The organism is Butyricicoccus pullicaecorum (assembly GCF_002160355.1).
GTDB classification, from domain to species: domain Bacteria; phylum Bacillota; class Clostridia; order Oscillospirales; family Butyricicoccaceae; genus Butyricicoccus; species Butyricicoccus pullicaecorum.
Window position 1 is genome coordinate 63088 of the sequence record NZ_NFKK01000003.1, and the last position, 16974, is coordinate 80061.

Below are 16974 nucleotides of genomic sequence, written 5' to 3' on the forward strand. Positions count from 1 at the left end.
ATGCCTTATATAATGATAGACAAGATGGCAAATGGAACCGAGCAAATGAATTGGAATATCGGTAAAAATGACGAAAATGATGTTCTCAAGGCGGCACAGCAGGGGGACAGCGAAGCGTTAGAATGCTTGCTGCGCGATTATGGTCGCATGGTACGAGCACAGGCGCATATGTTTACGCTGCGCGGTGCCGATGTAGAGGACATGATTCAAGAAGGATTATTGGCACTCTTTTTTGCGATTGAAAGTTTTTCACCGCAGAAGGGAGTCCCGTTTCCGGCTTATGCTCGTCTATGCGTGGAGCGTCGCCTGCGTTCGTTTATGCGAAGCAATGCGGCACGCAAACACGAACCGTTAAGCCAAGCCGTTTCGCTTGATAAACCTCCGTTCGAAGATTTGAAATCCTATCCCTCCGTTTCTTGTATTTCCGATCCCGAAGCGTTTATCATCGGTCGTGAGGAACACAAAGAAACGTTGGAACGTCTCTTTGATCTTCTCTCGCATTTTGAGGCCCAGGTTCTGCAGCTATATTTATATGGCTTGTCATACGACGAGATTGCTTGCAAGATCGGAAAATCGCGTAAATCAGTGGCAAACGCCATGCAGCGCGTCCATCAGAAAGCAGAGCGTCTGTGACAATACCTAATCATTTCCAGGCGGAAACAAGGAACAATTCCTTGTTCGCAATACAATCCAGTTGTTCCTAGCATTTCTGCAACGCAAAAAGGGTATAGGGACCAAGGTAATCAAAGAGAGGTAGTAATCATGTATCAGGACAAGACTTTAGTATGCAAGGAATGCGGCGAGGAATTCGTATTCACTGCTGGTGAGCAGGAGTTCTACGCAGAGCGCGGCTTCCAGAATGAGCCTCAGCGCTGCAAGAAGTGCCGTGACGCTCGCAAGAACGCAGCTCGTGGCCCGCGTGAATTCTTCACTGCAACTTGCGCAGCTTGCGGCGGTGAGGCAAGAGTTCCGTTTGAGCCCAAGTCCGATCGCCCGGTATACTGCAGCGAGTGCTTCGCTAAGATGAAGGCGCAGGGCTAATTTCCATTTGATTTGTCAGGGAGCGAAGACCAATTCGGTTTTCGCTCCCTTTCTTTGTAAGTTCTTACATTTCCGGTATTGAAATTTGTGGACAGGGGCAGTATAATATAATCAAATTATTTCAGAATTTTGCAGGAGGTCTATTATGGCTGCAGTTACGAAGAAGACCACGATTGGCGAGGTTCTCGCACGTGATATCAACACCGCAAAGTATTTCCTGGATATGGGTATGCATTGCCTGGGTTGCCCGTCCTCTCAGGGCGAGAGCATCGAGGAGGCTTGCATGGTGCATGGCACCAATGCGGACGAGCTGGTTGCACAGATCAACGCATTCCTGGGTGAATAATCAGACAAACGCAGGCCGACAGTCCGCTGTCGGCCTTGTTTTTTCAGATCATAGGATGACAGAATGACCGAACGAACCAAAGAAAATTTGACTTTAACACCGCGCCTGCAAGCGATTGCCGACCGAGTATCGCAGGGCGCACGGCTGGCGGATATTGGTACCGATCATGGACATTTGCCGCTGTGGCTGCTGACGCAGAATCGATTAACCTGCGCAATCGCATCCGATCTGCGTGAAGGCCCGCTCGATCACGCACGGGACAATGCGCGGTTTCATGGACTGACTGACCGTGTGAGCTTTAGACTGGCCAGCGGACTGGAAGGAATTGCGCCCGATGAATGTGATACCATCTCGATTGCAGGCATGGGCGGTGAAACCATTGCTGCGATTTTGGAGGCCGCACCGTGGACGGCAGACGGGAAGCATACCTTGCTCTTGCAGCCTATGACCATGCTGCCGCAGCTCAGACAATGGCTGTGGGCACATGGATATTGCATTCAGGAAGAAACGGTATGTCAAGAAGGACACCGTTACTACTTGATCTGGACGGTTTGCGGCGGCGCAGAACGTCAGGATAAGCCGCTGGAGGCTTGTGTGCTGTCCGATGCTTTGCTGCGCGCACCAGGCGCTATGGCGTATCTCAAGGCGCTCTATGCGAGAGAAAACCGTGCGTTGTCCGGTATGGAGCAGGGACAGAACACGGACGCCGCGATGATAGAAGCACAGAGAACGGTTGTACAAACCATTTCACGTGCATTGGAGGGATTAACATGCCAACTGTAAATGATGTATTGCATTGCCTGGAGCTGTTTGCACCCTATGAATTGGCAGAAAGCTGGGATAATTGCGGACTGATGACCGGCGACCGAACCCGGAAGGTCGAGCGCATCCTGTGCGCACTGGACGCGACAGAGGATGTCATTGCAGAGGCCATCCGTAGAGATGCACAAGTAGTGGTTGCACACCATCCGCTGATTTTTACATCGGTGCATTGTGTAACCGAGGATGACGCAACCGGCCGCGCACTGCGTCAGGCCATTCGCCATGATATTGCCGTCATCTGTATGCACACAAATGCCGATTGTGCCAAGGGCGGCGTAAACGATGCACTGGCCGCAGCACTTGGTCTGTCCAATGTCATTAACATGGAAGCGGGCGAAAATAAAATGCTGGGCCGTGTGGGTGACCTGCCTGCGCGTATGTCGCCGAAGATCTTTGCAGAGTACGTCAAAGACTCTCTGGACGCAGGCGGCGTACGCTTCACCGATGGCGGTAAGCCGATTCGCCGTGTTGCAGTCGGCGGCGGTGCGTGCGGCAAGATGATGGATTGTGCACTAGCTAAAGGTGCAGATGCCTTTGTCATCGGCGATTGCTCGTATGATATCATGCAGCGTGCACAGTCTTTGGGACTGACTTTGGTGGACGCCGGGCATTTTCCCACAGAGAACCCCATTGCGAAGACATTCGCAGAACATCTCGGACGCTGCTTCCCGACGGTTACCGCTATGGTTTCCGAGGATCACCGGGATTGTATTCAATTCGTATAAGGAGAAAATGAATTTATGCCATTAGACGCTGTATGCCTGCGTGCCGTGCTCTCTGAGCTGAATACACGAATCGCAGGTGCACGAATCGAAAAGGTATATCAGCCCGACCGCGAAGAAATTGTGCTTCAGCTGCGTGGCGGTCAGGGCGCATGCAGATTATTGTTTTCTGCCTCGCCGTCAGCGCCGCGTATTCATCTCATTGAGCAAAACCGTGAAAATCCGGCAACACCGCCCATGTTTTGCATGCTGCTGCGCAAGCACATTCAGGGCGCTAAGATTGTATCGCTGACCCAGCCCTCGCTCGAGCGTATGGCGGTTCTGGAATTGGACACCAATGATGAAATGGGCGTACCGGTCAAACGGTATCTGATCGCAGAGCTCATGGGTAAGTATTCCAACCTCATCCTCAAGGGAGAGGACGACCGTATCATTGATTCCATTCGTCGTATTGATGGAGATATCTCGGGAAAACGACAGATTCTGCCCGGATTGTTCTATCGAATGCCGCCGGCGCAGGAGCATAAGGTCGACCCGCTCACGGTTTCGGGTGCCGGAATCGCAGCAGCGGTCAGTCAGGCAGAAGGAGAGATGGGACTGGATAAGTGGCTGCTCTCTTCTTTCTGTGGTTTATCACCGCTGCTATGCCGGGAAATCGCATACCGTGCGACAGGGGAGACCGGAAAGCCGGTCAGCATGCTCTCTGCCGAAGATCGCACGAAGCTCTGCGAGGTGTTTGAGGATTTTCTGAGCTATGTTCGGGAAGACAAGGCGCGGCCTTATTTGCTTGTCAAAGCAGAGGATAAAACAGTCTTTGACTTTACCTGTCTGCCCATTACGCAGTACGGCACGCTGATGCGCTTGGACACCAAGCCGGATTTCTCTTCTCTGCTCGCGGCATTTTATGAGAAAAAGGGTCAGACAGAGCGCATGCATCGCAAAGCCGGAGATATGCTGCGCACGGTTACCGCAGCCCGTGATCGCTTGGTACGTAAGCTGGCTGCACAGCGTCAGGAACTGACCAAAACTCATGACCGCGAAAAGTATAAGCGAAAAGGCGAACTGATTTCTGCAAATTTCTATCAGCTGGAAAAGGGAATGCGCACGGCAAAGGTAATCGATTATTATGATCCGGAATGCCCGGAAATCGAAATTTCCTTGGATGTACGCTTGACACCACAGCAGAATGCACAGAAATACTTTAAACTGTATAATAAGGCGAAAACAGCCGAGCAGATGCTCACAGAGCAGATTGAGCAGGGCACACAGGAACTGGATTATTTGGAAAGCGTGCTCGCTTCCATCGATGAAGCGGAAAATGAAGCTGATCTGGCGCAGCTGCGTGAGGAACTCACGCAGACGGGCGTGCTCTCGCACAAGCAGCAGCGCAATATGCGCAGACAGAAACCAGCGCGATCTGCACCGTATGAGTATCGCACAACAGATGGATTTTCAGTCTGGGCAGGTAAGAATAACTTGCAGAACGATCTTTTGAGTATGAAGACCGCATTTAAGAGCGACATCTGGTTCCATACGCAGAAAATTCACGGCTCGCATGTTATTTTAATTACCGACGGAAAGCAGCCAACAGATGAAGCCATGACGCAGGCAGCAATGATTGCAGCATATCATTCCAAAGCAAGAACATCTTCTCTGGTACCGGTTGATTATACCGAAGTGCGCAATCTGAAAAAGCCCTCTGGTGCCAAGCCCGGATTTGTGATCTATCAGGTCTATCAAACGGCGTTTGTGACGCCGGATGAGGCACTGATTGAGTCTTTGCGCGTGAAAGATTAAAAAAAACAGGCGAGTGATATACTCGCCTGTTATGGGATTCAGTTTTCATCTGCCAGACACAGAACGCGATAGAGCATGACACATGCTGTTTCACGGGTCAGCGGTTCAGCGCTGTCCAGTTCGGAGGTGGGGAGAATATCGGCAGCATCCAGTGTGCTGACTGCGGACTCTGCCCACGCGGGAACAACACGATAAGAAATGGTGCCACTTGTTGGTGCAGCAGTCAGAATTTGTTGCTGTGCCATCAGATTGGATACGATGACAGCGGCTTCCGAGATCGTGATTGCACGCTCGCCGCGAATCTCCGCGTTACCGGACGCAGTCTGATATCCTTGAATCAGGCCAGCTTCTGCTGCTGCGCTGATATAGGGCTTGACCCACGGAGAAAGGGCACTGTCATCTTGAAAGTCGGTTACGGTTGTATCTTCGAGTTCCAGATCGGCAGCTGCGGCAGCCATGGCAATAAATTCGTTGCGTGTGACGGTCTGCGTCGGATGCAGGAAATAAGCACTGCCAACCTTTTCTCCCAGAAAGATTTCTTCTTGTGCCAATCGAACAGCAGCTAAGTGATTGGGATTGTATGTCATGTCTGCATAAGTGATGCCTGAACTATTCTTTTCGATCTTGACCGAAATACGAGCCGGTTCTGATTCATTGCCCATGACATCGACAGCACAGTAAGAGAACTGGTCAGTGCCGGTTTTGCCTGCTGCCGGCGTGTAAATCAGGTTTCCGTTTTCAAAGGAAGCGGTGCCCAGCCGAGGCTGATCAATTAGCTTCAGCGTCACGGTATCGCCGTCGGGATCGGTTGCTGCAAGGGGAATATGCACCATAACATCCTTCACGGTCTCTGTTTCGACAGTTTGGACAACTGGTGCATGTCCGACAGAAGAACTCAGCAAAGACTCTTCTGCCAATGCCTGTACTTCATCCCGCCAAAAAGCTGCAGAAGGCATGATGAAAGCCAGGATGCAGGCCAGGGATAAAATTCCCTTTCGGGTCAATGTATTCATTGCAATCCATCCTTTTATAAGAGTTTAGTCAAAGTGTTTCCAATTCGGACGAATCCCATACGCAACCTTGATCAGAATGAACGCTTTATTTTTGTGCGCTTCAGCAAAATTTAATTTCTAGCAGAAAAGGTCTTGCCCGAACGCGCAAAATATGGCATAATTTTATCTAAGCAAAAGAATGATTTGGAGGAATATAACGCATGGAGCATCATCAGCTTGTTCTGGTGCTGGACTTTGGTGGCCAGTATAACCAGCTTATTGCACGCCGCGTGCGTGAACACCATGTTTACTGTGAAGTAAAGTCCTATAAGACTCCTCTTGAGGAGATTAAGGCAATGAATCCGGTCGGTATTATCTTTACCGGCGGCCCCAACAGCGTATACGAGGAGACTTCTCCGCGCTGTGGTCGTGAGATCTTTGAGCTGGGCATTCCGGTACTGGGTATCTGCTACGGCTGCCAGCTGATGGCACACGTACTTGGTGGTACGGTATCCAATGCTGCAGAGAAGAGCGAGTACGGTAAGACCCGCGTCAAGCTGGATAAGAGCAGCAAGCTGTTCTCTGATCTGGAATCTGAAGAAATCTGCTGGATGAGCCACACCGACTTCATCTCGCAGGTTCCGGAAGGTTTCCGTGTTACCGCTACGACCGATACCTGCCCGACTGCTGCAATGGAGTGCGCAGAGAAGAACTTCTACGGCGTTCAGTTCCATCCGGAAGTAAATCATACGCCGCACGGTACGGATATGCTGGGTCACTTCCTGTATGATGTATGTGGCTGCACCGGCGACTGGACCATGACTCGTTACATCGAACAGCAGGTTGAGGCGATCCGTGAGAAGGTAGGCGACGGTAAGGTTCTGTGCGCACTTTCCGGTGGCGTAGACTCCTCTGTTGTTGCTGCACTGGTTTCCAAGGCTGTTGGCCGTCAGCTGACTTGTGTCTTTGTAGATACCGGTCTGATGCGTAAGAATGAGGGTGACGAGGTAGAGCAGGCTTTTGCAACTCGTTTCGATTCTAATTTTGTTCGCGCAAATGCGCAGGATCGTTTCTTCAATAAGCTGAAGGGACTGAGCGACCCCGAGGATAAGCGTAAGGCAATCGGCGAAGAGTTCATTCGTGTATTCGAGGATGAAGCGCGCAAGATTGGTGCAGTTGACTTCCTCGTACAGGGTACCATTTATCCTGACGTAATTGAGTCTGGTCTGGGCGACAGCGCAGTAATTAAGAGCCACCATAATGTTGGCGGTTTGCCGAGCGTTGTTGACTTTAAGGAACTCATTGAGCCGCTTCGCCTGCTGTTTAAGGATGAAGTACGTGCTATGGGTCTGGAGCTTGGCCTGCCGGATTATCTGGTTTGGCGTCAGCCGTTCCCGGGTCCTGGTCTCGGCATTCGTGTTCTGGGTGAAGTTACTCCGGATAAGGTTGCAATCCTGCAGGAGGCTGACTGGATTTTCCGTGAGGAGATCGCGAAGGCTGGTCTGGATCGCAGCATCAACCAGTACTTTGCCGTGCTGACCGGTATGCGTTCGGTTGGCGTTATGGGTGACGGTCGTACCTATGATTACACCCTTGCACTCAGAGGTGTAACTACTTCTGACTTTATGACTGCTGACTGGGCTCGAATCCCCTATGAGGTTCTGGACCGTGTTTCGGTTCGCATCGTAAATGAGGTTAAGCATATCAATCGCATTGTCTACGACATCACCTCCAAGCCCCCGGCAACCATCGAGTGGGAATAAGCAAAATGTTATGGTGCAACCCAATTTTCACTCAATGTGCAAAATGATTTTCAACGAGGCTGCACGTAATTAAATAAGGCATTAGAAGAAAGACCTTGAGTTTTGTTGCTCAGGGTCTTTTTTTTATTCAAAAACGGCCAGAATACACTAGATAAAATTGCACTTTTATTTAGGATATAAACCGCGAAAAATTAGTGCCATGGAAAACGAATTCGCATTTTGAGTGAAAACGACCTTGCACCAATACACAAAATGTTATGGTGCAACCCAATTTTCACTCAATGTGCAAAATGATTTTCAATGAGGCTGCACGTAATTAAATAAGGCATTAGAAGAAAGACCTTGAGTTTTGTTGCTCAGGGTCTTTTTTTTATTCAAAAACGGCCAGAATACACTAGATAAAATTGCATTTTTATTTAGGATATAAACCACGAAAAATTGGTGCCATGGAAAACGAATTCGCATTTTGCGTGAAAATGACCTTGTACCAATACACCAGAGACCCGGAAAAGTTAGAACGACGGTTTAAAAGGGATTTGTCCCGGAGCAGGGAAAATTGCGGCACAGGCCGACAAACGGCTGGAATAGGCGGAGGAAGGCCGCAAGTGGCCTGGCGCGAGAACGCTAAAATGTAGAACTACAAGTGGCTTTGTGGTATCATATTCAAAAACAACAGAACCAAAATATAAGGCAGGAGAGAACGATGATCATATTAATAACAGGAGCCTCTCATACTGGAAAAACGGTACTTGCTCAAAAGCTGCTTGAAAAGTATAAAATTCCTTATTTATCAATCGACCACTTGAAAATGGGACTCATCCGTAGCGGCTATACTAAACTGACGCCAGAAGAAGATAATGCGCTCACGGATTATTTGTGGCCCATTATTCGTGAGATGATAAAAACCTCCATAGAGAATGGGCAAAATCTAATCATTGAAGGTTGCTACATTCCCTTTGACTGGTCAAAAGATTTTGAGAATAAATATCTCTCGCATATAAAATACTATTGCCTTATTATGAGTAAAGATTATATTAAAAATCATTTTGCTGACATCAAAGAGTATTCCAATGTGATCGAAAATCGTTTAAGTGATGGATGTACTATAGAAACTGTATTGGAGGACAATGCACGGTTTTTGGAACTTGCCCAAAAGTACAATACAAATTATGTACTTATTAAAGACAAGTATGAGATAGACATTGGGCTGTAATTGACAACATGATTTTCAACGAGACTGTATGAGTCTAAACAAGATGCTAGAAGAAAGACCTTGAGTTTTATCACTCAAGGTCTTTTTGTTTTACTTCCATACAGGCGAGATATATAAGCTTAATCTTCGTTATATTTCGCTAAATTCTTTTTGAGAAATTCCAGAAATAGTTCGGTTGGTTTAGAAAAGACCTGAGATTTTTTCCAGACCAAGTACATGTCTAACATCAATTTTGGCTTTAATGGACGAAAACATAGATTGCTGTTTGATGTATTAACGAGTTTATCCAAGGTAAAAGCATAGCCCATACCTTCATCTACCATCAACGAAGCGTTGTAGATTAAATTATATGTTGCGACGGTATGAAGTTCAACGGGTTCTTTTCCCAACCAGCGATAAAGACCACTTTTATTTCCTACTTGGCGAGATAAAATCAGAGGCTTGTCCCATAAATCTTTTGGTGTAATGGTATTTTTCCCTGCGAGAGGAGAATCACGCCGCATTAAAACGCCCCAAATGTCTTTCATAGGAAGTTCCATGTAGTTATATTTCATTTTATCGATATCGCCCAGAAGGATACCGAAGTCTAATAGCCCACGATCCAAGCGCTCGCACACATCGGCTGCATCTCCGCTGGTAATATGAAAAGAAATACCGGGATAGCTTGCCTGCAGTTGCTTTGCTGTTTTAGCGATTTGCCGCACGCCGTCAGTTTCACCAGTTCCGATATAAATATCACCCGTAATTATTTCATCCGACTGCATGATTTCTTTTTCAGTACGGTTGACTAAATCTAAAATTTCTTCTGCACGCTTTCGCAAGAGTATCCCATCTTCTGTCAAGGTGATTTTACGATTTCCACGAATCATGAGTTGTTTTCCTAGTGTGTCTTCCAACTCTTTTAATTGTCTGGAAAGTGTAGGTTGCGTGAGATGTAACGATTGTGCGGCTGCTGAAATATTTTGTTCTCTCGCAACGGCAAGAAAGTATTGCAATACACGTAATTCCATAAAACTCACTCCTTAATGTCATTATAAATGAAAACAGCTATAGTTTTCAAGTATAGTAAGACATTGATTATAGGTATTTGTTATTATATATCGAAGATGTTACAATAAAAATAGCTAACATGCTATGCTGGAGGTTGTAATGGAGTTAAAAGATTTTTTAGATCATCTTAATAATGGAAATGCGGTAACAGGAGGCGGTGCAGTTCATTTATTTATGCATCGCGTCAGTCAAGAAGCATTGAAGATTACGTCAGAAATCAATGGCAGCTATCACGAACCTGAAGAACTGAGACGATTATTTTCGAAGTTGATTGGAAAAGAAGTAGATGAAAGCTTTGCACTATTTCCACCGTTCTATACGGACTGCGGAAAAAACATTACGATTGGCAAAAACGTATTCATCAATATGGGCTGCAAGTTTCAAGACCAGGGCGGTATCTTCATCGGAGATGGAACATTGATTGGACATAATGTGGTTTTGGCGACGCTAAATCATGCTATGTCACCCGAGGAACGCAGTACCATGATTCCAGCACCGATTCACATCGGAGAAAATGTATGGATTGGTGCAAATGCTACGATTCTATCGGGTGTTACGATTGGGGACGGTGCGATTATTGCAGCCGGAGCCGTTGTGACAAAGGATGTTCCGAAAAATACCATAGTAGCTGGAGTCCCTGCAAGAGTCATGCGAGAAATTGATGAGGAGGAAAATGTATGAGTAAGAATGTTTTAATTATTTCGACCAGCCCTCGTAAAAGCAGCAATTCTGATCTGCTGGCGGACGAGTTTTTACGTGGTGCACAGGAGGCAGGCCATAAAGTAGAAAAGATTACATTAAGAGATAAGCAGATTGGATTTTGCCAGGGCTGCTTGGCTTGTTTAAATACCGGACGCTGCGCCATAGCTGATGATGCCAACGCAATTGTACAGAAAATGTTGATTGCTGATGTGATTGTATTTGCAACGCCGATTTATTACTACGAGATGTGTGGTCAGATGAAAACCATGCTGGATCGCTCCAATCCGCTGTATGGCTCTGATTATCGTTTCCAAGACATTTATTTACTGGCAGCTGCTGCGGAAGAAGACGACAGTACAATGGATGGTGCGATCAACGGTTTGCAAGGATGGATTGCCTGCTTTGAAAGAGCACATCTTGCAGGAACGGTCTTCGGCGGTGGCGTGGGTGCAGCTGGAGAAATCAAAGGACATCCTGCACTGCAAAAAGCCTATGAAATGGGCAAAGCGATTGGATAAAAGGAGTATTTACAATGGAAGAAAAATTGAATTTAACTTCAGAGTGGGATAAAACATTTGCAAAAAGCCCCAAGGTAGATCATCAAAAAGTGACGTTCCATAATCGTTATGGTATCACGTTGGCGGCCGATCTCTATATGCCTAAGGATGCACAAGGTAAATTACCGGCGATTGCGGTCAGCGGACCTTTTGGCGCTGTCAAAGAACAATCTTCGGGATTATACGCACAAGCTATGGCAGAACGTGGTTTTTTGACCATCGCGTTTGACCCTTCGTTTACGGGTGAAAGCGGTGGTATGCCTCGCTATGTTGCATCTCCAGATATCAATACCGAAGATTTTCAGGCGGCCGTTGATTTTCTGTCTGTACACGATCAGGTTGATCCGGAAAGGATTGGCATTATCGGTATTTGCGGATGGGGAGGAATGGCGCTGAATGCTGCTGCGCTTGATACAAGAATCAAGGCTACCGTTGCTTCTACCATGTATGATATGACCCGAGTCACTGCAAAGGGGTATTTTGATTCTGAAGATAGCGAAGCTCTTCGATACGAGAAGCGAAAAGCACTCAATGAACAGAGAACAGTAGATTATAAGAATGGAACTTATGCCCGAGCGGGAGGCGTTGTAGATCCGCTGCCGGAAGATGCACCGTTCTTTGTCAAGGATTATTATGATTACTACAAGACCAACCGCGGATATCATGCTCGTTCGCTGAACTCCAATGATGGCTGGAATGTAACGTCTTCGCTTTCTTTCCTGAACATGCCGATTTTACAGTATAGCAAGGAGATTCGAAGCGCTGTACTGCTTATCCACGGAGAAAAGGCGCATTCCTGCTATTTCAGCAAAGATGCATTTAAGCAGTTGACAGGAGACAATAAAGAACTGATGCTGATTCCGGATGCAGTTCACACAGATCTATATGATCGTGTAGATATCATTCCCTTTGATAAAATGGCATGCTTCTTTAACACATACCTGAAATAACTTAGATTACGGAAAGGTGAGTCCCATGGTAAGACTATTTGGAATTCTTTTTGCAGCCCTCAGCCTTTCCGGCTGTGGAACAGGAGAGTTACCGGCAAACACTGAAATAACGCCAACTCCTTCGGCAGAAGAATCATACAACGAATCTTCGGGTCAAAAAGAAGACAATCAGGAGGAATCTGCATTGAAGATTACAGTCGGTGAGCATACATTCTATGCAACATTTGCGGATAATCCTTCCGCCGATGAATTTCAAGAGCTGCTTGCCCAAGGTGCAATCACAGTAGAAATGCAGGATTACGGTGGATTTGAGAAGGTAGGCTCACTTGATACAGAGCTTACACGCACAGATGAACGCATTACCACAGAACCTGGAGACGTGATTCTTTATCAGGGGGATCAGATTACCATTTACTATGGTACGAATACCTGGAATTTTACCAGACTTGCCAAGATTGATGATCCGGAAGGATTGAAAGAGAAGCTTGGAAGCGGAACAATTCAAGCGACGTTTTCGTTGGAATAGGAGAATAATTATGGCAGCAAAACAGACAGCAGGCAGAGATGCACTCGGAGAGTTTGCACCTAAATTTGCGCAGCTGAACGATGATGTGTTGTTTGGAGAGGTTTGGAGCAGGGAGAGTTTGCTTTCGTTGCGGGATCGATCGCTCGTTACAGTCGTATCTTTGATGTCTCAGGGATTGGTAGATTCCTCGTTTCGGTATCACCTGATGAGTGCTAAGCAAAACGGAATCACCAAGACTGAGATGGCGGAGATTTTGACACATGCAGCTTTTTATGCGGGCTGGCCTAAAGCTTGGGCTGCATTCCGTATGGCAAAGGAAGTCTTCGAAGAAGAAATCACAGATTCTAATGCGGATGAGAAAGCGAAGCATCAAAATAGCATGATTTTCCCGATCGGACAGCCTAACGATGGATTTGCGCAGTATTTCGTCGGTAACAGCTATCTTGCACCGCTTTCGACTAGCCAGGTGGGGATTTACAATGTGACGTTTGAACCCAAATGTCGAAACAATTGGCATGTGCATCACGCAGATCACGGCGGCGGCCAAATTTTGATCTGTGTAGCAGGAGAAGGCTATTATCAGGAATGGGGAAAAGAAGCACAGAAGCTGCATCCGGGTGATGTAGTGAATATCCCTGTGGGCGTCAAGCATTGGCACGGTGCAGCCCCCGATAGCTGGTTCTCACATTTGGCAGTTGAGGTTCCAGGTGTAAACTGCACAAATGAATGGCTGGAAAGTGTCAGTGATGAAGCGTACACGTCGCTCTAAGTGCCTCGAGACAGTTTATGAAATGGATTGCGTCGAGCGGGAGTATCAGTTCATTTACGTAAAATAAATACAGTCATATAGAAAGACCTTGCGCATTGATTGTGCAAGGTCTTTTTTTGTATCAATATTTATAAGAGCAGAAAAGGGTCGGTACCCGTAATTCATTACAAGTACCGGCCCTTTTGTTTATTTTCCAGGTTGAAATTCTTTTGGATTGCGTCCGAATTCTCGCTTAAAAGCTTTTAGGAAGTTCGAGTAATCATTAAAACCACAGCGCATACAGGCATCCATGACAGGGGAACCAGCACGGATCATATTTCTTGCTACTGTGACACGTTTTTTGATGATGAACTGATATAGGGTTAGTCCAGTATAGGTTTTGAACTGATGTGCCAGATGAGATTTGCTGATAAAACAAACATCCGCCAGACGATCCAGAGTCAGGTCACTGGATAAATTGTCATTGATATATGCGACGACTTCGTTTATTTTTTCGTTTTCTGTGACATCCTTACGAATAGCATCTGGTGTTGCAAAATACGCACGATTTAGATAGACCAGAAATTCGATCAGATAAATATAGGACAAGGTGCTGCTGCCAAACTCACTGCCGTCTCTACTACGGAGCATTTTTTCACAGATGCCTTTCAGATGTGTGAGCACACCGCTCTCAGGGCGAATGAGTTTATACTTCTTGGCACTGGCATCGGTAAAGCACGCGGTAAGATCGGAGCCCAGTTCTTTGGTACGCGTCAGAAAGTCCGGCTGAATCCAGATGACAAATCGTTCATAAGGCTTATCACTGTGAATATCCGGCTTATGAATATCGCGGTTATCGGTCAATAAGATATCACCCGGTCGCAGCTGATAGGTACGGCCTTCAATCACATAAGAGACATCTCCGGATAGGAAAAAGAACACTTCAAAGAATTCGTGTTCGTGAAAATCAATGACTGGTGGAATGGGATCGTAATAGTGATAACACTCAAAATCCTGCCGTTCCATCGTTTGACGCAAGGTAAAAATATCTTTGGGAGAATTCAACAAAATCATCTCCTTTTCTTTGGCCATGTTTATATTATATAGCAATTTTCACCAGGTTTCAAGCAGGATATTCCGAGAAGTGTCATAAAATAATTTGTATAATATAGGCATAAAGACAAGAAAAAATTAGATTTCCTTTAGGAAATCATTAGAAAGAGAGGTATTTGGGATGAAAAGCTTTATCAGTGAAGATTTCCTTCTCACCACCGAGGCAGCACGCAGATTGTATCATGAGCATGCGGAACGTATGCCGATTTTCGACTATCATTGTCATTTGAATCCGAAGGAAATTTATGACAACAAGCAGTTTGCTGATATCGGCGAGGCATGGCTGGCTGGCGATCACTACAAGTGGCGCGTCATGCGTGCCAATGCAGTACCCGAGAAGTACGTAACGGGTGATGCAAGCTATCGTGAAAAGTTTGATCGATTCGCAGCTGTGATGCCTACTTTGATTGGCAATCCGATTTACCATTGGTCTCATCTGGAACTCAAACGTTTCTTCGGCATTGATGAGCTGCTGAACACGCAGACCGCCGACCAGATTTGGGATCGTGCAAATAGTAAGCTGCAAAGCGCGCAGGGTACCGCGCGTGCGCTGATTGCAGAGAGCAATGTACGTGCACTGTGCACGACCGATGATCCGATCGATGATTTACAGTATCATCGCCTGCTGGCGCAGGATCAGAGCTTTGACACCAAGGTGCTGCCGACCTTCCGTCCGGAAAAGGCGCTCAATATTGCTGATCCTAACTATCCCGCATATATGCAGAAGCTCGGTGCAGCAGCAAATGTATACATTCGCACCATCGATGATGTGAAGCAGGCACTGTCCAATCGAATTGATTACTTTGCATCTTGCGGCTGCCGCCTGTCCGACCACTCTTTCGGTTCTCCGGACTTTACCGTATGGGATGAGAGTGCGGCTGAAGAGGCGATGCAGAAGGCACTGAAGGGTGAGGCGCTGCTCGATTACGAAGTCGCAGCATATCAGTCGTTCCTGATGGACTTCTTGGGTGAGCAGTACAGCAATCATGGCTGGACCATGCAGCTGCACATCGGCGCCATCCGCAACCTGAATACCAAGCTCTATCGCGCACTGGGCGCTGACGTTGGCGGTGATGCAATCGGTGATGTCGTATCGGCTGCTTCTCTGGCAGCGCTGCTCGACCGTATGGCGGTACGTGATAAGCTGCCTAAGACCATTCTGTATACGCTGAACGCAGCAGATAATGACAAGCTGATTGCTGCAGCTGGTTGCTTCCAGGATGAGAGCACGGCAGGCAAGGTACAGTTCGGTTCGGCTTGGTGGTTCAACGATCACTATGACGGCATGACCGCACAGATCAAGTCGCTGGCAAATATCGGCGTGCTCAGTCGTTTTGTTGGTATGTTGACCGACTCTCGTTCGTTCCTGTCTTATCCGCGTCATGAATATTTCCGCCGCATTCTCTGCGAGGTTGTCGGTGGCTGGATTGATCGCGGTATGGCACCGGAGGATTACGACGGTATCGGTCAGATGATCGAAGATATCTGCTTCAATAACGTTTGGAATTATATTGGACTGGATGCATAAAAGGAGGAAATTTACATGAAAATGTCGTTTCGTTGGTATGGCGAGTCCGATCCGGTATCTCTGGAGTACATTTCCCAGATCCCGGGTATGCACTCGATTGTCTCGGCTGTTTACGATGTAAAGCCGGGTGAGGTATGGCCGGAAGAGAGTCTGGCTAAGATGAAGGCACAGTGCGAAGCGCACGGCTTAGTATTCGATGTCGTTGAGTCTATTCCGGTATCCGAGGACATCAAGCTGGGTACCGACAAGCGTGATGCGCACATCGAAGCGTACTGTGAGAACATTCGCCGCTGCGCAAAATACGGCGTTAAGTGTGTTACCTACAACTTCATGCCGGTTTTTGACTGGACGCGTACCCAGCTGGACAAGAAGGCGCCGGACGGCTCGACCAGCCTTGTCATGTACTGGGATCAGATGAAGGGTCTTGATCCGCTCAAGGACGATATCAATCTGCCCGGTTGGGATGCAAGTTACACCCAGGATCAGGTACGTGATCTGATTCGTGCGTACGGTGAACTGGGTGAGGAAGGTCTGTGGAAGAATATCGAAATTTTCCTCAAGAAGGTCATTCCGGTCGCTGAGGAATGCGATGTCGTGATGGCTCTGCACCCGGACGATCCCCCGTACCCGATCTTTGGTCTGCCGCGCGTTATCACCTGCGAAAAGAACCTGGATCGTTACCTGTCTATCGTAGATTCGCCGTCCAACACGCTGTGCCTGTGCACCGGTTCGCTGGGCTGCGCAAAGTTCAATGATATTCCGTCCATGGTACGCAAATACTCTTCTATGGGACGTATCGGCTTCATGCACATGCGTAACGTAAAGATCATGGACGACGGCTCGTTCGAGGAGCGCGCACACCTGTCCGGCTGCGGCTCTCTGGATATGTACGAAATCGTCAAGGCACTGGTTGAGACCGGTTTTGACGGCTACGTTCGTCCTGACCACGGCCGTATGATCTGGGGCGAGACTGGCAAGCCGGGTTATGGTCTGTATGACCGTGCACTGGGTGCAACCTATCTCAACGGCCTGTTCGAGGCTTGCGAGAAGTCGCTGGGTAAGTAATTGAAACGGTTATGCGCCTCAATTTTGAGGCGCATAAAG

At 47.4% G+C, this 16974-nt stretch carries 18 protein-coding genes; 15 read left to right on the plus strand and 3 right to left on the minus strand.

Going from position 1 to position 16974, the window contains the following annotated elements; genetic code table 11:
- Positions 1-12: 12 nt before the first annotated feature.
- The 6 genes from B5F17_RS03460 to B5F17_RS03485 all read left to right on the plus strand — a co-directional run bounded on the left by B5F17_RS03460 (position 13) and on the right by B5F17_RS03485 (position 4728).
- A complete protein-coding gene (locus B5F17_RS03460) occupies positions 13-633 on the plus strand; it encodes a sigma-70 family RNA polymerase sigma factor (RefSeq protein WP_162608063.1) in 621 nt (206 codons plus the stop codon).
- A gap of 129 nt (positions 634-762) precedes the next feature.
- On the plus strand, positions 763-1041 hold the full coding sequence (locus tag B5F17_RS03465; protein WP_016146808.1) for a zinc-ribbon domain containing protein: 279 nt from the start codon (positions 763-765) through the stop codon (positions 1039-1041).
- 145 nt (positions 1042-1186) lie between these two features.
- Positions 1187-1387: a DUF1858 domain-containing protein gene (locus tag B5F17_RS03470; protein ID WP_016146807.1), complete on the plus strand. Its 201-nt coding sequence runs from the start codon at positions 1187-1189 to the stop codon at positions 1385-1387.
- A 63-nt stretch (positions 1388-1450) separates the two neighbouring features.
- Complete coding sequence (locus tag B5F17_RS03475; RefSeq protein ID WP_087370848.1) at positions 1451-2170, plus strand: class I SAM-dependent methyltransferase; 720 nt, start codon at positions 1451-1453, stop codon at positions 2168-2170.
- Positions 2158-2934, plus strand: coding sequence for a Nif3-like dinuclear metal center hexameric protein (locus B5F17_RS03480; RefSeq protein WP_087370851.1), 777 nt, complete (start codon positions 2158-2160; stop codon positions 2932-2934). The genes B5F17_RS03475 and B5F17_RS03480 overlap by 13 nt, the downstream gene beginning before the upstream one ends.
- Positions 2935-2949: 15 nt before the next feature.
- Positions 2950-4728 carry an Rqc2 family fibronectin-binding protein gene (locus tag B5F17_RS03485; RefSeq protein WP_087370854.1) on the plus strand — a complete coding sequence of 593 codons (1779 nt, stop codon included), beginning with the start codon at positions 2950-2952 and terminating at the stop codon, positions 4726-4728.
- Between the two features lie 38 nt (positions 4729-4766).
- Here B5F17_RS03485 and B5F17_RS03490 read toward each other — a convergent pair whose 3' ends face one another.
- On the minus strand, positions 4767-5741 hold the full coding sequence (locus B5F17_RS03490) for an Ig-like domain-containing protein (protein ID WP_087370857.1): 975 nt from the start codon (positions 5739-5741) through the stop codon (positions 4767-4769).
- A 200-nt stretch (positions 5742-5941) separates the two neighbouring features.
- On the opposite strand from B5F17_RS03490, the gene guaA reads away from it, so the two are divergent.
- Positions 5942-7483 carry a glutamine-hydrolyzing GMP synthase gene (gene guaA / locus B5F17_RS03495; RefSeq protein ID WP_016146802.1) on the plus strand — a complete coding sequence of 514 codons (1542 nt, stop codon included), beginning with the start codon at positions 5942-5944 and terminating at the stop codon, positions 7481-7483.
- A 703-nt stretch (positions 7484-8186) separates the two neighbouring features.
- Entirely contained in the window at positions 8187-8696 is a 510-nt protein-coding gene (locus tag B5F17_RS03500; RefSeq protein WP_087370861.1) for a P-loop NTPase family protein, read from the plus strand.
- Between the two features lie 119 nt (positions 8697-8815).
- Here B5F17_RS03500 and B5F17_RS03505 read toward each other — a convergent pair whose 3' ends face one another.
- Positions 8816-9706 (minus strand): LysR family transcriptional regulator, encoded by an 891-nt coding sequence (locus B5F17_RS03505; RefSeq protein WP_087370866.1) that lies wholly within the window; start codon positions 9704-9706, stop codon positions 8816-8818.
- A 139-nt stretch (positions 9707-9845) separates the two neighbouring features.
- Between B5F17_RS03505 and B5F17_RS03510 the strand changes: the two genes are divergently transcribed.
- Genes B5F17_RS03510 through B5F17_RS03530 form a run of 5 tightly spaced genes read left to right on the plus strand, consistent with a single transcriptional unit; the run spans position 9846 to position 13250 of the window.
- A complete protein-coding gene (locus B5F17_RS03510; protein WP_087370869.1) occupies positions 9846-10427 on the plus strand; it encodes a sugar O-acetyltransferase in 582 nt (193 codons plus the stop codon).
- Positions 10424-10966 carry a flavodoxin family protein gene (locus tag B5F17_RS03515; protein ID WP_087370872.1) on the plus strand — a complete coding sequence of 181 codons (543 nt, stop codon included), beginning with the start codon at positions 10424-10426 and terminating at the stop codon, positions 10964-10966. The genes B5F17_RS03510 and B5F17_RS03515 overlap by 4 nt, the downstream gene beginning before the upstream one ends.
- A gap of 14 nt (positions 10967-10980) precedes the next feature.
- Positions 10981-11955 carry an alpha/beta hydrolase gene (locus B5F17_RS03520; RefSeq protein ID WP_087370874.1) on the plus strand — a complete coding sequence of 325 codons (975 nt, stop codon included), beginning with the start codon at positions 10981-10983 and terminating at the stop codon, positions 11953-11955.
- A 25-nt stretch (positions 11956-11980) separates the two neighbouring features.
- Positions 11981-12481 (plus strand): cyclophilin-like fold protein, encoded by a 501-nt coding sequence (locus tag B5F17_RS03525; protein WP_242968697.1) that lies wholly within the window; start codon positions 11981-11983, stop codon positions 12479-12481.
- 10 nt (positions 12482-12491) lie between these two features.
- On the plus strand, positions 12492-13250 hold the full coding sequence (locus B5F17_RS03530) for a carboxymuconolactone decarboxylase family protein (RefSeq protein ID WP_087370879.1): 759 nt from the start codon (positions 12492-12494) through the stop codon (positions 13248-13250).
- Between the two features lie 186 nt (positions 13251-13436).
- Here B5F17_RS03530 and B5F17_RS03535 read toward each other — a convergent pair whose 3' ends face one another.
- A complete protein-coding gene (locus tag B5F17_RS03535; protein WP_242968698.1) occupies positions 13437-14321 on the minus strand; it encodes an AraC family transcriptional regulator in 885 nt (294 codons plus the stop codon).
- A gap of 142 nt (positions 14322-14463) precedes the next feature.
- Here B5F17_RS03535 and uxaC point away from each other — a divergent pair, with 142 nt between their 5' ends.
- Positions 14464-15870, plus strand: a complete 1407-nt coding sequence (gene uxaC, locus B5F17_RS03540; RefSeq protein WP_087370882.1) for a glucuronate isomerase — start codon at positions 14464-14466, stop codon at positions 15868-15870.
- A gap of 15 nt (positions 15871-15885) precedes the next feature.
- A complete protein-coding gene (uxuA, locus tag B5F17_RS03545) occupies positions 15886-16935 on the plus strand; it encodes a mannonate dehydratase (RefSeq protein WP_016146770.1) in 1050 nt (349 codons plus the stop codon).
- Positions 16936-16974: the final 39 nt, after the last annotated feature.

Excerpts from the sequence above, each read along its gene's own strand:
- B5F17_RS03485 (WP_087370854.1), top strand. The coding sequence starts at position 2,950 with ATGCCATTAGACGCTGTATGCCTGCGTGCCGTGCTCTCTGAGCTGAAT.
- B5F17_RS03535 (WP_242968698.1), bottom strand. The coding sequence starts at position 14,321 with ATGGCCAAAGAAAAGGAGATGATTTTGTTGAATTCTCCCAAAGATATT.
- B5F17_RS03465 (WP_016146808.1), top strand. The coding sequence starts at position 763 with ATGTATCAGGACAAGACTTTAGTATGCAAGGAATGCGGCGAGGAATTC.
- uxuA (WP_016146770.1), top strand. The coding sequence starts at position 15,886 with ATGAAAATGTCGTTTCGTTGGTATGGCGAGTCCGATCCGGTATCTCTG.
- B5F17_RS03460 (WP_162608063.1), top strand. The coding sequence starts at position 13 with ATGATAGACAAGATGGCAAATGGAACCGAGCAAATGAATTGGAATATC.
- B5F17_RS03505 (WP_087370866.1), bottom strand. The coding sequence starts at position 9,706 with ATGGAATTACGTGTATTGCAATACTTTCTTGCCGTTGCGAGAGAACAA.
- B5F17_RS03520 (WP_087370874.1), top strand. The coding sequence starts at position 10,981 with ATGGAAGAAAAATTGAATTTAACTTCAGAGTGGGATAAAACATTTGCA.
- B5F17_RS03525 (WP_242968697.1), top strand. The coding sequence starts at position 11,981 with ATGGTAAGACTATTTGGAATTCTTTTTGCAGCCCTCAGCCTTTCCGGC.
- B5F17_RS03515 (WP_087370872.1), top strand. The coding sequence starts at position 10,424 with ATGAGTAAGAATGTTTTAATTATTTCGACCAGCCCTCGTAAAAGCAGC.
- B5F17_RS03470 (WP_016146807.1), top strand. The coding sequence starts at position 1,187 with ATGGCTGCAGTTACGAAGAAGACCACGATTGGCGAGGTTCTCGCACGT.
- B5F17_RS03510 (WP_087370869.1), top strand. The coding sequence starts at position 9,846 with ATGGAGTTAAAAGATTTTTTAGATCATCTTAATAATGGAAATGCGGTA.
- guaA (WP_016146802.1), top strand. The coding sequence starts at position 5,942 with ATGGAGCATCATCAGCTTGTTCTGGTGCTGGACTTTGGTGGCCAGTAT.
- uxaC (WP_087370882.1), top strand. The coding sequence starts at position 14,464 with ATGAAAAGCTTTATCAGTGAAGATTTCCTTCTCACCACCGAGGCAGCA.
- B5F17_RS03480 (WP_087370851.1), top strand. The coding sequence starts at position 2,158 with ATGCCAACTGTAAATGATGTATTGCATTGCCTGGAGCTGTTTGCACCC.
- B5F17_RS03500 (WP_087370861.1), top strand. The coding sequence starts at position 8,187 with ATGATCATATTAATAACAGGAGCCTCTCATACTGGAAAAACGGTACTT.
- B5F17_RS03530 (WP_087370879.1), top strand. The coding sequence starts at position 12,492 with ATGGCAGCAAAACAGACAGCAGGCAGAGATGCACTCGGAGAGTTTGCA.
- B5F17_RS03475 (WP_087370848.1), top strand. The coding sequence starts at position 1,451 with ATGACCGAACGAACCAAAGAAAATTTGACTTTAACACCGCGCCTGCAA.
- B5F17_RS03490 (WP_087370857.1), bottom strand. The coding sequence starts at position 5,741 with ATGAATACATTGACCCGAAAGGGAATTTTATCCCTGGCCTGCATCCTG.